Source organism: Micromonospora sp. MGP-C2, assembly GCF_057766525.1.
The window spans coordinates 4,707,365-4,721,897 of the sequence record NZ_JBYMEN010000002.1; the positions used below are offsets into that span (position 1 = coordinate 4,707,365).

Genomic DNA, 14,533 nt, shown 5'->3' on the forward strand with positions numbered 1-14,533 from the left:
CGGCCCAGGGTCCCCGGTCGACGTCCGCGTCGGCCGGGGACCCCGGCCGTCCGGACCGGTGCCACACCTGGCCAAAGGCCGTACGCTGCAACGCATGCGTACGTGCCGGGCGTCTGCCGCCGGAAAGCTCACGGTGGTCCTGGCCACGATCGTCGTCGTGCTCGCCGGTTGCGGCGGGGGTCCCAGCCCGCGGGCCTGGGCGGCCTCGGTCTGCGGCGCGCTCACCCCGTGGCGTTCCGAGATCAGCAAGTTGACCAGCAGCACCGACGAGCAGATGACCGCGCAGACCACGCCGGCGCAGGCCAAGGAGAACCTGGTGCGGCTCTTCGGTGGGGCCGAGAAGGCCAGCGAGACCGCCCGCCGCAAGGTGGAGCAGGCGGGCGTCCCGGAGACCGACAACGGCGAGGCGATCTCCGCCGGTTTCCGCAGCTCACTGGGGAAGATGCGGGACGCCTACGGCCGCGCCCGGGACACCATCGACGGGTTGGGCACCGGCGAGCCGACCGCCTTCTACGACGGAGTGCGGGCCGCGGTGGAGACCCTCAACAAGGAGTACGACGCCAGCGCGCTGGACACCAGCAAGCTCAACTCCGAGGAGTTGAAACAAGCCTTCGACGAGGTGCCGGAGTGTCGCTGAGCGGGCTTGGTGACACCGGGAAGGCAGAGCCGCCCCCGGCGCTGTTTCCCGCGCCCGAGTCGGACGCGCCCGCACCCGCGCGGCGGCGCGGCGGCCAGCCCCAGAATGATCCACCCCGCAACGGCTCAGCTCAGGGTGACGACGCGGGGCGGCAACTTGTCTTCTTCGGCGCGGAGGCGGCCGAGCCGACGGTCGCCGACCTGGCCGGGTTGCTCGCCGGGCCGGGCGAGGTGGTCCGGATGGGGGGCACCGCCCGTCTCTCGGTGCAGGTGGACGCCGCGTGGCGGGTGCACGTGCTCGTCGCCGAACTGGCGGCGCGCGGGCTCGCGGCGAGTTGGGAGCCGACCGAGGGCGAGCGACACGCCGTCCGTACGTCGTACACCCGGGTGTTGAAACCGCTCGCGGCTGCGTGGCTGCACAGTTCGGCGAAACGCCCGCCGGCCACCTTCCATCTGACCGGCCGGCGGCTGCGGCTGTGGCTCGCCGCCGCCGGGACGCCGGAGCCGCCGGATGCTTATCTGCTGCGGCTCGGCGCGAACGACCAGGAGTGCTGGGAGCCGATCGGGGTGGCGCTCGCCGCCGCTGGGCTCGCCGGCACGCTCCTGAGCCCGAACGAGGGTGGCCCCGCCTACCGGATCACCGGCCGCCGCCGGCTCGCCCGGCTGGCCGAGCTGGTCGGCGAGCCCCCCAAAGCGGCACCGCCAGAAGCCTGGCCGTCCTAACCCCGCCCTGCCTCGATCTTGATCCGCCCCGCACCGCCTCGTCGATCTTGGAGTTGTGGTGGTGGACGTACTTCTCGTCGGGGGTTAAAACGCCCACCATAAGTCCATGATCGACGGGGGCGGGGCGTGGCGGGGCGTGCGCTTCCGGTGTCCGGTCCCGGACAGCTGGCGGGTTGATCCAGGCGGAAAACGGGCGGGTCGGACCTCCGCCGTCAGTCCGCCATCGTCACAGTGACCCGCTTCGAGCCCTACCCACGGTGTACGGTGGCGCCGTCCGGCAGTGCCGAACGCGGCGAGGCGGCGTCCACCGCCGCGTTGAAGCGGATTGCGGCCCGCGAAACCCGAAACGCGGGCGGCGCGTTACGTTGGACATCCGGACCGCCGGTGCGACGGCGGGGGTCGAAAGCGGTCGCTGTCCGGGCGCCGGAAGGCCACGAGCAGGAGTGAGGTCGGGGAGAGACGTGCCAAGCGAAGCTGGAACCACCCGTCTGGTCATCGTCGAGTCACCGGCGAAGGCCAAGACGATCTCGGGCTACCTTGGCCCGGGGTACGTCGTGGAGGCCAGCTTCGGTCACGTCCGCGACCTGCCGCGCAACGCCGCCGATGTGCCGGCCAAATACAAGAAGGAGCCCTGGGCCCGTCTCGGGGTGGACGTGGACAACGGCTTCCAGGCGCTCTACGTCGTCTCCGCCGACCGCAGGCAGCAGATCAGCAAGCTGGTGAAGCTGGCCAAGGAAGTCGACGAGATCTTCCTGGCGACGGATGAGGACCGCGAGGGCGAGGCGATCGCCTGGCACCTGGTCGAGACGCTCAAGCCCAAGGTCCCGGTCAAGCGGATGGTCTTCCACGAGATCACCAAGCCGGCGATCCAGGCGGCCGTGGCCAACCCCCGGGAGATCGACCGCGACCTGGTCGACGCCCAGGAGGCCCGGCGGATCCTCGACCGGCTCTACGGCTACGAGGTCTCCCCGGTGCTGTGGAAGAAGGTCATGCCGAGGCTCTCGGCCGGCCGGGTGCAGTCCGTGGCGACCCGCATCGTGGTCGAGCGGGAGCGGCAGCGGATGGCTTTCCGCACCGCCGAGTACTGGGACATCCTGGCCACCCTCGCCGTGGCTAACGCCGGCGAGGGCCCGCGCGCCTTCAACGCCACGCTGATCGCGTTGAACGGCGACCGGATCGCCACCGGTAAGGACTTCGAGCCGACGACCGGTCGGGTCCGGCCCGGCGCCGGGGTGGTCCACCTCGACGAGAGTGGTGCCCGGGGTCTCGCGGCCCGACTCGACGGACGGCCGTTCACCGTCACCCGGGTCGAGGAGAAGCCCTACCGTCGCCGCCCGTACGCGCCGTTCATCACCTCGACCCTCCAGCAGGAGGCGGCCCGCAAGCTGCGCCTGTCCTCGCAGCAGACGATGCGCACCGCGCAGCGGCTGTACGAGAACGGCTACATCACCTATATGCGTACCGACTCGGTGAACCTGTCGGAGACCGCCATCTCGGCGGCCCGCCGGCAGATCGTCGAGCTGTACGGCGAGCGCAGTGTGCCGCCGGAGCCGCGTCGCTACACCGGCAAGGTGAAGAACGCGCAGGAGGCACACGAGGCGATCCGCCCGGCGGGGGACAACTTCCGCACCCCGGGTGAGGTGGCCAAGGAGCTGTCGACCGAGGAGTTCAAGCTCTACGAGCTGATCTGGCGGCGGACCATCGCCTCGCAGATGACCGACGCGGTCGGCTCCAGCGTCTCGGTGCGGATCCGGGCGGTCTCCACCTCCCAGGAGGAAGCCGACTTCGGCGCGACCGGCAAGACGATCACGGACCCGGGCTTTCTGCGCGCGTACGTCGAGTCCAGCGACGACGAGAACGCCGAGGCCGAGGACGCCGAGCGCCGGCTGCCGACCCTGGTCAAGGACCAGCCGCTGACCGCCGACGAGCTGGCCGCGCAGGGCCACCACACCCAGCCGCCGTCGCGCTACACCGAAGCGTCGCTGGTCAAGGCCCTGGAAGAGCTGGGCATCGGTCGCCCGTCGACCTACGCGTCGATCATGCAGACGATCCAGGACCGGGGGTACGTCACCAAGCGCGGCCAGGCGATGATCCCGACCTTCCTGGCCTTCGCGGTGATCGGGCTGATGGAGCGGCACTACCCCCGGCTCATCGACTACGACTTCACCGCCACTATGGAAAACGAGCTGGACGAGATCGCCGGCGGCGACCACGCCGCTGTCGACTTCCTCACCGCGTTCTACTTCGGCAGCTCCAACGGTGCCGGCGACCAGGACATCGCCCGCTCCGGTGGGCTCAAGAAGCTGGTCACCGAGAACCTCAGCGACATCGACGCCCGCAGCGTCAACTCCATCCCGCTCTTCACCGACGACGACGGCCGCGAGGTCGTGGTGCGCGTCGGCCGGTACGGGCCGTACCTGCAACGGGAACTGCCCGGCGGTGAGCAGCCGGCACCGGCTGCCGAGGGCGAGGAGGGCGGCTCCCAGGGTGACCGGGCGCCGATCCCCGAGGGCCTGGCCCCGGACGAGCTGACGCCGGAGAAGGTGCACGAGCTGTTCCTCGGCGGCAGCGGGGAGCGCAAGCTCGGCGACGACCCCGCGACCGGCGAGCCGATCGTGCTCAAGTCCGGCCGGTTCGGCCCGTACGTGTCCAGCGGTGAGCGGAAGTCGTCGCTCCTGCGGACGCAGACGCCGGACTCGCTGACCCTGGAGGAGGCGCTCAAGCTGCTCAGCCTTCCCCGGCTGATCGGTGTCGCGCCGGACGGCGTCGAGGTCTTCGCCAACAACGGCCGCTACGGCCCGTACGTCAAGCAGGGTGAGGAGTTCCGTTCGCTGGACTCCGAGGACAAGATGTTCACCGTCACGCTGGACGAGGCGCTGGCTCTGCTGGCCGCCCCGAAGGCGCGTGGACGGCGGGCGGCGGCGCCGCCGCTGCGCGAGATGGGCGTGGACCCGGCGACCGAGAAGCCGATGGTGATCAAGGACGGTCGGTTCGGCCCGTACGTCACCGACGGGGAGTTCAACGCGTCGCTGCGGCGCGGGCAGACTCCCGAGGCGCTGACCATCGAGGAAGCATCGGAGATGCTCGCCGAGAAGCGGGCGAAGGGCCCGGCGCCGAAGAAGAAGGCGGCGGCGAAGAAGGCCCCTGCCAAGAAGGCCACGGCGACGAAGAAGACGGCTGCTGCCAGCAAGTCCACGGCCGCGAAGAAGACCACGACGGCCAAGGCGACGACCACCAAGGCTGCGGCCAAGAAGGCCCCGGCGAAGAAGGCCGCCCCGCGCAAGGCGGCCACCAGCACGGAGTGACCCCGCGCCAAGTCCGCTCACACCCGACCGAAGATCCACTCGCTTCCCGGGAAATCGGGGTATCCGAAGCATGCTGATACCCCGACTTCCGGGAAGCCGAGTCGATCAAACGCACCCGGCTGGCCGTCAGACTCCGAGGACGTGGGTCAGGTGCGGGTTGGTGAAGACCCGGTGCGGGTCCAGCCGGTCGCGGACGGCCTGGAAGTCCGCGAAGCGGGGGTACGCGTCGGCCAGCGAGGCGGCGTCACGGTAGTGCAGCTTGCCCCAGTGTGGACGACCGCCCAGCTCGGCGGCCACCTTCTCGAAGGCCTGGAAGTACGGCTCGTAGGGCATGCCGACGTACTGGTGCACGGCGATGTAGGCGTTGTCCCGCCCGTAGCCGTGGGAGAGCCAGATGTCGTCGGCGGCGGTGAATCGCACCTCCACCGGGAAGAGCACCTTGAACGGCAGCCCCTCCACGATCCGCCGGAGGGCGGCGAGCGCCTCGGGCAGCGCCTCGCGGGGCAGGCCGTACTCCATCTCCACGAAGCGGACCCGGCGCGGGGTGCAGAACACCCGGTCGGAGCGGCCGGTGTAGTGGCGTTCGGTCAGGGCGCGGGCGGAGACCGCGCTGATCCCCGGTGCCAGCGCGGGCACGGCCCGGCCGAGTCGGCACGCACCCGCGAAGACGGTGTTGGACAGGAAGTCGTCGTCCAACCAGCCGCGCCAGCGGGGCAGTGGCCGGTCGTTGGCGGGGACCCGGTCGTTGGTCTTGACCTGCACCCGGGAGGTGTAGGGGAACCAGTAGAACTCGACGTGGTCGTGCCCGCCGATCAGGGTGGGCAGGTCGCCGAGCACGTCGGCCATCTCGGCCGGGCGTTCGTGGGCGTGCAGGACGAAGGCGTCCACGCAGCGCAGGGTGACCTCGACCAGGACGCCGAGCGCGCCGAGTGACACCCGTGCGGCGGCGAGGACGTCGGGGTTCTCGTCGGCGGAGCAGCGCAGCACCTCGCCGGTGCCGGTGACCAGGGTGATCGCCTCGACGAAGGTGGACAGGCACCCGTAGCCGACGCCGGTGCCGTGGGTGCCCGTGGAGATCGCCCCGGCGACTGTCTGGGCGTCGATGTCCCCGAGGTTGGGCAGCGCGAGGCCGTGTCGGGCGAGCAGGCCGTTGAGCGCGTGCAGAGTCATTCCGGCCGGTACGGTGACCAGTCGGTGGGCGACATCGACGCTGACGGTGCTGTCCAGCTCGGACAGTTCCATCCGGCGGTCGTCGGCGAGCGCGACCGCGGTGAAGGAGTGGCCGCTGCCGGTGACCCGGATCCGACCGCCGTCGGCCGCGACCGATCGGACAGCTTCCGCGACCTCGGTCGGCGAGCCGGGGCGCAGGATGGCGGTGGCGCTGCCACGCTGGTTGCCGGCCCAGTTGGACCATTTGGCGGTGAGCGATGCGGTGCCGGCCATGCGCGCTCCTCATTCATGAATATGAACTGACTTCATATCAGGAACGTTGTACCTGGTAAATACCGCAATTGCGATCCGCTCGTTGTACCGGTAGTCACGGACTCGTGACGTGGAGATATGTTCATCCGTCGAAGGGGGGTGGCGCCGAGTGTCCACACCAGCCGCCACGACCGGGCCGCTGCGCCGCGTACCGGTGCAGGGTCGAAGTGTCGCGCGGGTACAGCGCATGTTGGATGCCTGCGCCGAACTCGTCGACGAGGTGGGGTACGAGGGGCTGACCACGACCCTGCTCGCCGAACGAGCCGAAGTGGCGATCGGGTCGGTTTATCAGTTCTTTCCGGACAAACGGGCGATCGTGCAGGCGTTGACCCTGCGCACCATGGAGTCCTACCTCCAGCGCCTCGACGAGCGGTTCGCCTCGGACGAGATGACCCACTGGTGGGATGGCGTCGACGCGGGGATCGACGAGTACATCTCGATGCACCGCACCGTGCCCGGCTTCCGTACCCTGCACTTCGGCGACGTGGTCGACCTGCACCTGCTCGACGAGCAGCGGGACAACAACGGCGTGATCGCCGACCAGTTGGCCCGGGTGCTCACCGAACGTTTCGGGCTCACCGACGTACCGAAGCTGCGCTTCGTCCTGGAGATCGCGGTCGAGGCCGCGGACGCGCTGATCAAGCTCGCGTTCCGGCGCAGGTCCGACGGCGACGAGCGGGTGCTGCTCGAGGCGAAGGCCCTGATCCGGGAGTACCTGCATCGCCAGGTCGACGGCCCGGACAGCGGTCGGGTCGCCGCCGAGCAATCGGTCGAGGTGGCCCAGCCCGCCTGACCCGTGTCGGCCGGCCCGGGGCGGGCGGCAGGTCAGAGGAACGCCTGCCCCTCACCCCGGTAGGTCGGGACGGTCGCCACCACCGCGTCCCCCTCGACCAGGTGCAGCTCGTTGACCCGTTCACACAGCTCACCAGCCTTGGCGTGCCGGAACCACACCCGGTCGCCGACCTGGAGGGTGGCCGCGGCCGCGCCGGACAACGGGGTCTGCACCTCGCCGGCGCCCTCGCTGCCGACCAGCTTGAGCCCGGCCGGCAGCCACGGTCGGGGCAACCGGCTGTCGGCCGCCGGGCCGGAGGCGATCCAGCCGCCGCCGAGCACCGTCGCCAACTCCGGCGTCGGCCGGCGGACCACCGCGCAGGCGAAGAACGCCGCCGGGGTGGGCCGCCAGGCGCGGTACGCGTCGAACAGCGTCGGCCCGTACAGGCCCGATCCCGCGGTGACCTCGGTGACCGCGGGATCGGCGCTGGTCGCCGCCACGCTGCCGGTGCCGCCGCCGTTGACGAACTCCAGGTCGGCGTGCTCGCGTACCGCGGCCACCGCCGCACCCCGGCGGGCCAGCAACTCGCGGTACGACCCGCGCTGGGCCAGCCTGATCGCGCCCGCCAGCAGCGTCTGCCCCGGCGGCGCGTCACCCAGGCCGGCGATCTGCGCCTCGTACGACATGAGCCCGACCAGCCGGAAGCCCGGCCGCCCGGCGACGGTGGCGGCGAGCGCGGCGGCAGCCCGCGCACTGTGCACCGGTGAGCGGCGGACGCCGACGTGCACCCGCCCGCGCATCGGCCGCCAGGAGGCGTCCAGATCCAGGCAGAGCCGCAGCTCGGCGCGCTGCCCGGGGGCGCGCACGTCGTCGATCAGGTCGAGCTGCCCGGTGCCGTCGATCATCAGGGTGATCGAGGCGGCCAGAGCCGGGTCGGCGGCCAGCTCGGCGAGTGCCGCCCGGTCCACGCTCGGGTACGCGACCAGCACGTCGTCGCTGACACCGGCACGGACCAGCCAGATGGCCTCGGGCAGGGTGAACGCCATCACTCCCCGCCAGCCGGGCCGGGCGAGCGCCCGGTTGATCAGCTCCCGGGAGCGGACCGACTTGCTCGCCAGCCGGACCGGTTTGCCGGCGGCGCGGTCGGCCAGGGCGGCCGAGTTGGCGTCGAAGGCAGTGAGATCGACCACCGCGTACGGCGGGTCGAGGTGTGCGGTCGCCCGATCCAGGCGCTCGCGAAGTTTGTCGCTTTCGATGGCCACGTATGCACGCTAACTGTCCGACGGAGAATGCGAAATACCCTCGCGTACGTCCGGGCTGCGGCCGGTACCTCCGGCGGCCTAGGCTCAGCGAGCAGGAGAATGTCGCCCGTGGGGTGGCCCCCCACCGGGTCTAGAGTGTTCCACCGGAGGTGCCCAGCGATGGGCCGGCACGTGGAGGTACGGCCATCGAAAGCCAGAACAGCGGCGAGTCGCCCGGCGTGTCGCGCTCGGGTGAGCAGTCGGGCAACGCCGCCAAGCAGCCCAACGGCGGTCAGGTTGATCCGTCCGGTTATGCCGCGATCCGCTCGGTGCTGCGCATCCGGCCGTTCCGGCGGCTCTGGATCGTGCTCGGCGCGGCCTCCTTCGGTGACTGGCTCGGCCTGCTCGCCACCGCCCTCTTCGCCGCCTCGCAGGTGCAGGGCAGCACCGCCCAGGGCGCCGCGTTCGGCGGGGTCACCGCGATCCGGCTGCTGCCCGCGCTGGTGCTCGGCCCGGTGGCAGGCGTCTTCGCCGACCGGTTCGACCGACGCTGGACGATGGTCATCTGTGACCTGCTGCGCTTCGTGCTCTTCGCCTCCATTCCGCTCTACGCCCTCTCCGGCGCCCCGGGCGGCCTGGTGGTCGGCTGGGCGCTGATCGCCACCTTCCTGATCGAGTCGCTCACCCTGCTCTGGATTCCGGCCAAGGAGGCCGCGGTCCCCAACCTGATCCCGCGGTCCCGGCTGGAGGCGGCCAACCAGCTCACCCTGATCACCACGTACGGCCTTACCCCGATCGCCGCCGCCATCGGCCTGGCCGTGCTCGACCGTGGCGTCCGTGGTGCCGTCGGCGGCGACCTGCCCTCCTGGGCCGAGCCGGCCCAGCTCGCGCTCTGGATCAACTCCTTCTCCCGGCTCGCCACCGCACTGGTGGTGGCATTCGGGATCAAGGAGATCAGCGAGGCGCAGCGCGGTGAGGCCGAGCGTTCCGAGCAGAGCATGTTCCGGCAGTTCTCCGAGGGCTGGAAGTACATCGGCGAGACCCCGCTCGTCCGTGGCCTGGTGCTGGGCATCTTCGGCGCGTTCGCCGGTGGCGGCATCGTGGTTGGCACTGCCAAGTTCTTCGCCAACTCGCTGGGCGCCGGCGACGCCGCGTTCTCGCTGCTCTTCGGCGCTATCTTCTTCGGTTTGGCGCTCGGCATCGGGCTCGGCCCGATGGTCGTCAAGGAGATGTCCCGGCGCCGCTGGTTCGGCATGAGCATCGTGCTGGCCAGCGCCGCGGTGATGACCCTCGCCTTCGCCATCCACCTGTCCATGGCGATCGTCGGCGCGGTGCTGGTCGGCGCCGGCGCCGGCATGGCCTTCCTGGCCGGCACCACGCTGCTGGGCGGCGAGGTGGCCGACGAGGTGCGCGGCCGGGTCTTCGCGGTGGTGCAGATCGGCACCCGGCTGGTGCTGATCCTGGCCATCGGGCTGAGCAGCGTGCTGGTCGGCGTCGGAGGCTCCCGCAAGCTGACCATCGCCGACCTCGGCATCTCCGTGTCCTCCACCCGACTGCTGCTGCTCGCCGCCGGTGCCGCCGGCATCTTCGCCGGGATCAGCGCCTTCGGCCAGATGGACGACAAGAAGGGCGTGCCGGTCCTCGCCGACCTCTGGGGATCCATCCGGGGCCGTCCGCTGATGCCGGCCGAGCCGTTCGTCTCCGCCGGGCTCTTCGTGGTCTTCGAGGGTGGCGAGGGCGCGGGCAAGTCCACCCAGCTCACCGCGCTCGCCGAGCGGCTGCGCGGCCACGGACGCGAGGTCGTGGTCACCCGCGAGCCGGGTGCGACCGGCGTCGGCCGACGGATCCGGTCTCTCGTGCTGGACACCTCGGGCGACGACGCGCCGTCACCGCGCGCCGAGGCGCTGCTCTACGCCGCCGACCGGGCACACCACGTGGCCACCGTCGTCCGGCCCGCCCTGGTCCGGGGTGGCGTGGTGATCAGCGACCGGTACGTCGACTCGTCCCTGGCGTACCAGGGCGCGGGGCGGACACTCCCGGTCGACGAGGTGTCCTGGCTGTCCTCGTGGGCCACCGGCGGGCTCAAGCCCGACCTGGTGGTGCTGCTGGACGTCGAGCCGAAGACCGGCCTGTCCCGGGTGGCCTCACGCAACACCGGCACCGACCGGCTGGAGGCCGAGTCGGTCGCCTTCCACGAGCGGGTCCGGTACGCGTTCCTGGACCTCGCCGCCGCCGACCCGAAGCGCTACCTGGTGCTCGACGCGTCCCGGTCGGTCGAGGAGATCAACCGGCAGGTGGTCCGCCGGGTCGAGGAGATGCTCGGCAAGCCGGGCGGCATCGTGCACCCCCGGCCGGCGCAGGGCCCGGACACGTCGGTGCAGCCTGAGTTATCCGACGCGGAGCTGGTGACGATGGAGCACAAGACCTGATGCCGGACGTCTTCGCCGACCTGGTTGGTCAGGACGAGGCGGTCACCGAGCTGCGCCGGGCCGCCGCCGCGGCGGCCGCCGTGCTGCGCGCGGGTGCGGTCGACCGGGCACCGGCGCTGGTCGCCGCAGGCCCGGCCAGCGCTGCCGAGCCCGCGAGCGCGCCCGCCGAGGTGGACCCGTCCACCGGGATGACGCATGCCTGGATCTTCACCGGCCCGCCCGGCTCCGGTCGCTCGGTCGCCGCCCGGGCGTTCGCCGCCGCACTCCAGTGCGTGCACGGCACCGGCTGCGGCGAGTGCCCCGGCTGCCGCACCACGATGGGCGGCACGCACGCCGACGTCCGACTGGTGGTGCCGGAGGGGCTCTCCATCGGCGTCGGTGAGATGCGCGCGCTGGTGCTCCGCGCGGCCAGCACCCCGTCCGGCGGGCGCTGGCAGGTGGTGGTCATCGAGGACGCCGACCGGCTCACCGAGGCCGCCGGCAACGCGCTGCTCAAGGCGATCGAGGAGCCTCCGCCGCGTACGGTCTTCCTGCTCTGCGCCCCGTCCACCCACCCGGACGACATCTCGGTGACCATCCGGTCGCGCTGTCGGGTCGTACCCCTGCGGCAGCCGCCGGCCACCGCGGTGGCCGAGGTGCTGGTCCGTCGGGACGGCATCGCGCCCGACGTGGCGCAGTGGGCGGCGGCGGCAGCGCAGGGGCACGTGGGCCGGGCCCGCCGCCTGGCCCGCGACCCGGAGGCCCGCAAGCGGCGCGAGGCGGTGCTCGCGGTGCCGCGCCGGCTGACCGGTGTCGGCGCGGCGTTCGACGCGGCGTCCGCGCTGATCGAGGCGGCCGAGGCGGAGGCCGAGGCGTCGGTCACCGAATCCGACACGACCGAGCGGGCGGCGCTGGAGACCGCGCTCGGCGCGGGCGGCACCGGGCGGGGCGCGTCCGGTGCGATCCGGGGTGCCACCGGCCAGCTCAAGGAGCTGGAGAAGCGGCAGAAGTCGCGGGCCACCCGGGCCCAGCGGGACGCCCTGGACCGGGCGCTGGTCGACCTGGCGGGCTTCTATCGGGACGCGCTCACCATGGCGCTGCGCGCGCCCGTCGCCCCGGTGCACACCGACACCGCCGCGCTGGCCGGCGCTGGCGCGCAGAAGTGGGACGCCGAGGGGTCGCTGCGGCGGTTGGAGGCCGTGCTCGCCTGCCGAGCGGCGATCGAGGCGAACGTCAAACCGCGGATCGCGGTCGAGGCGATGATGCTCGCCCTCTGGAAGGGCTGACCCGCACCCTCGGAGGCCCTGGTCCCGCTCGCCGGACTGGTCATCCACAGGCATCGACACACGCAATTGCTGTGCGGTACGGTCCGGTGTGCCGTGGTGACGGTGGCAGCACGCTGAGTGAGGGATCACCGGGAGGAGTCGGCCGATGCCGCGGGGGGAGATCGACGAAGCCTGGATCGAGGAGGCGGTGCGGCGCTACCGCCGGATCGAGTCGCTCCAGGCCGAGTTCGACCAGGCGGTGTCCACCGTCGAGGTGACCGTCCGGTCGCCGGACGGTCTGGTCGAGGTGGTGGTCACCGCTGGTGGGCGGATCACCGACGTCCGCTTCCTCGGGCCGCTGCACACCCGCAGCCCTCGGGATGTGGCCGGCTCCGTGCAGGCCGCGGTCACCGCGGCGGCCGATGCCGCCGAGTGGGCCCGGGAAAAGCTGCACAACGAGACGTTCGCCGCCTACCGACCGCTCGCGGGAGCCTGAGATGGACACACTGCGCGCGCTCTCCGCCCGGCTGGACGAGGCGAGCGCCACGCTCACCGCTGTTTCGCACACCGTCACCGCCACCGACCCGGCCCAGGCCGCGTTCGGCACCGACGCCCCCGGTCGCCCCGGCGAGATCGGTCGCGCGCTGCACCGGCAGTGGACCACCGCCACCGACGACCGGGCCCGCGAGGCCCGCGCCGCCGCCGGTCGACTGTCCGCCGCCGCGGCGGCGGTCCGGGAGGCCGCCGACCGCTATGCCGAAGTCGACCGGGCGGCCCGCCGCCGGCTCGTCGGGGAGCCCTGATGGACGCGCTGGACCGGCTCGCCGAGCCCGGCCTCGACCTGCTGCGCCGGGTGGACGCGCTGATCGCCGCGGGTGTCCCCGAGGGGCACCGGGTCTGGCCGCTGCTGCGCCGGATGCAGGTGCTGCCGGGCGACGCCGCCCGCGGCTTCCTCGACCTTCATTCCGCGCCGCTCGCCGGCGCCGGGCACGCGGTGCGCCGGCTGGTCCGGGGGTACGACGACGTCTCCGCCGCGCTCACCGACGGGCTGCTCTGGTCCGGTCCGGCCGCCACCGCGTACGGGCAGCAGCGGGCGGCACTGTTGCGTCACCTCGACGAGGGGCCGGACAGCCTGGTCGGGCGACTCGAGTCCACGGCCGGCTACGCCGACGCGCTAGCCGACTGGGTGGAGGGGAGCCGTCTCGCGCTGGCCCGGACGCTGGCCGACGTGCTCCGCTCGGCCGAGGCGGTCGCCGTGGTCGCCGCCACCGCCGCCGGTGTGTCAACGCGCCCCGGGCCGATCGGGCCCGGTGTGGCCGACGCTGCCGAGATCGGCGCGCGGGTGCTGGCGGTGCTGTGCGTCGCGTACGACGGGGCGGAGACGCTGCTGCGTCAGTGGGCGCCGAGTCTCGCCGAGGCGGCGTGGCGACCGCCGGTGGACGGGCGACCCCGTTACGACCAGCCCACCCGGGTCGGCTGGTAGCCAGATCCCCCGGACGGGGCCACCGGGTCCCGGACAGGCCACGGCGTCGCTCGCGGGCGCCTGACCTCAGCCGGCCCCACGGCGACGCCGTGGTCTTCCCCCTGCACCCCCCGCAGGTATGCCTCCACTCAACGCCTCCGGAGTGCGTCTTGTCTCGTGCCGCGGCCCGGAATCAACCGTCCGGTCGAGGAGCAACGGCACGACGGGCCGCCCGGCAATAGGTCAAGTCGACGGACGTGAATGGCAGCGGGGCGTAGTCGTCCGGCGACGGCCGACGTGCCCCTCGGCCCGGGACCGTCGTAGGGTGGGGGGATGGGCATGCTCTGCGCGGTCAGCTTCAACCGGTACGGGCGCCTCTACTACCTCGACCCGGGCGAGTTGCGCCCACAGGTGGGCGACAAGGTGCTGGTGCCCACCGACGACGGGCCCGAGGTGGCGGAGTGCGTGTGGGCCGCCCAGTGGGTCACCGAGGAGACCGACGGCTTCCCCCGCCTGGTGGGCCTGGCCGTCGACGACGACCTGCGCCGGGACGAGGCGCTGCGTCGCCGCAAGGCCGAGGCCAAGGTCGCCGCGAAACGGCTGATCCGCTCGCACGGCCTGCCGATGAAGGTGGTGGCCGTCGACCACGTGCTCGGCTCCGCCGAGGGTGGCGGCGAGCGCAGCACCGTCTACTTCACCGCGCCGCACCGGGTGGACTTCCGCTCCCTGGTCCGTGACCTCGGCGCCACCCTGCACTGTCGGGTCGAGCTGCGTCAGCTCTCCGCCCGCGACTCGGCGCGGGTGCAGGGCGGCATCGGCTCCTGCGGTCGGGACCTGTGCTGCGCCACGTTCCTCACCGACTTCGAGCCGGTGACCATCCGGATGGCGAAGGACCAGGACCTGCCGCTGAACCCGCTGCGCATCTCCGGCGCGTGCGGCCGGTTGATGTGCTGCCTGAAGTACGAACATCCGCTGTACCAGCGCTTCCAGGAGACCGCCCCGGCGGTCGGCAGCCGGGTCTCCACACCCGAGGGCGACGGTCGGGTGGTCGGCCACAGCGTCCCCCGCGACGCGGTGACGGTGCGGCTCGACGCCGACGGCTCCCGCTCCATGTGCTCCCGCGCCTCCGTCTGCGGCTCTCGCCAGGCCCACGACCAGCACTACACCCCCTGACCCTGTCCCCACCCCCACCCCTGTCCCCGTTGATCATGAAGTTATTGCCAACCAGACCGGCGTGTC

12 protein-coding genes are annotated in these 14,533 nt (G+C 72.3%); 10 read left to right on the top strand and 2 right to left on the bottom strand.

The genetic code is table 11. From position 1 onward, the window contains the following. Window positions 1–94: 94 nt before the first annotated feature. The 3 genes from AC3CF1_RS21620 to topA all read left to right on the top strand — a co-directional run bounded on the left by AC3CF1_RS21620 (window position 95) and on the right by topA (window position 4,664). Window positions 95–637 carry a hypothetical protein gene (locus AC3CF1_RS21620; protein ID WP_088951173.1) on the top strand — a complete coding sequence of 181 codons (543 nt, stop codon included), beginning with the start codon at window positions 95–97 and terminating at the stop codon, window positions 635–637. Beyond that, window positions 628–1,359 (top strand): hypothetical protein, encoded by a 732-nt coding sequence (locus AC3CF1_RS21625; protein WP_355161160.1) that lies wholly within the window; start codon window positions 628–630, stop codon window positions 1,357–1,359. Before AC3CF1_RS21620 ends, AC3CF1_RS21625 begins: the two co-directional genes overlap by 10 nt. A 461-nt stretch (window positions 1,360–1,820) precedes the next feature. Next, window positions 1,821–4,664, top strand: coding sequence for a type I DNA topoisomerase (gene topA / locus AC3CF1_RS21630; protein ID WP_355161162.1), 2,844 nt, complete (start codon window positions 1,821–1,823; stop codon window positions 4,662–4,664). 126 nt (window positions 4,665–4,790) lie between these two features. On the opposite strand, the gene AC3CF1_RS21635 is transcribed toward topA, so the two are convergent. Beyond that, window positions 4,791–6,107, bottom strand: a complete 1,317-nt coding sequence (locus tag AC3CF1_RS21635; RefSeq protein WP_354982989.1) for a D-arabinono-1,4-lactone oxidase — start codon at window positions 6,105–6,107, stop codon at window positions 4,791–4,793. A 226-nt stretch (window positions 6,108–6,333) separates the two neighbouring features. On the opposite strand from AC3CF1_RS21635, the gene AC3CF1_RS21640 reads away from it, so the two are divergent. Then, window positions 6,334–6,939: a TetR/AcrR family transcriptional regulator gene (locus tag AC3CF1_RS21640; protein ID WP_354982990.1), complete on the top strand. Its 606-nt coding sequence runs from the start codon at window positions 6,334–6,336 to the stop codon at window positions 6,937–6,939. Between the two features lie 32 nt (window positions 6,940–6,971). Here AC3CF1_RS21640 and AC3CF1_RS21645 read toward each other — a convergent pair whose 3' ends face one another. Next, window positions 6,972–8,180 carry an amino acid deaminase/aldolase gene (locus AC3CF1_RS21645; RefSeq protein ID WP_354982991.1) on the bottom strand — a complete coding sequence of 403 codons (1,209 nt, stop codon included), beginning with the start codon at window positions 8,178–8,180 and terminating at the stop codon, window positions 6,972–6,974. A gap of 308 nt (window positions 8,181–8,488) precedes the next feature. Here AC3CF1_RS21645 and tmk point away from each other — a divergent pair, with 308 nt between their 5' ends. The 6 genes from tmk (at window position 8,489) to AC3CF1_RS21675 (ending at window position 14,467) form a co-directional block, all read left to right on the top strand. Then, entirely contained in the window at window positions 8,489–10,588 is a 2,100-nt protein-coding gene (gene tmk / locus AC3CF1_RS21650) for a dTMP kinase (protein ID WP_088952150.1), read from the top strand. After that, complete coding sequence (locus tag AC3CF1_RS21655) at window positions 10,588–11,853, top strand: DNA polymerase III subunit delta' (protein WP_354982992.1); 1,266 nt, start codon at window positions 10,588–10,590, stop codon at window positions 11,851–11,853. The genes tmk and AC3CF1_RS21655 overlap by 1 nt, the downstream gene beginning before the upstream one ends. A gap of 145 nt (window positions 11,854–11,998) precedes the next feature. Next, a complete protein-coding gene (locus AC3CF1_RS21660) occupies window positions 11,999–12,328 on the top strand; it encodes a YbaB/EbfC family nucleoid-associated protein (protein WP_007454690.1) in 330 nt (109 codons plus the stop codon). A 1-nt stretch (window position 12,329) separates the two neighbouring features. Then, window positions 12,330–12,635: a type VII secretion target gene (locus tag AC3CF1_RS21665; RefSeq protein ID WP_088951180.1), complete on the top strand. Its 306-nt coding sequence runs from the start codon at window positions 12,330–12,332 to the stop codon at window positions 12,633–12,635. Beyond that, window positions 12,635–13,315, top strand: coding sequence for a hypothetical protein (locus AC3CF1_RS21670; protein WP_488451139.1), 681 nt, complete (start codon window positions 12,635–12,637; stop codon window positions 13,313–13,315). The genes AC3CF1_RS21665 and AC3CF1_RS21670 overlap by 1 nt, the downstream gene beginning before the upstream one ends. A 312-nt stretch (window positions 13,316–13,627) precedes the next feature. Next, entirely contained in the window at window positions 13,628–14,467 is an 840-nt protein-coding gene (locus tag AC3CF1_RS21675; protein ID WP_088951182.1) for a PSP1 domain-containing protein, read from the top strand. Window positions 14,468–14,533: the final 66 nt, after the last annotated feature.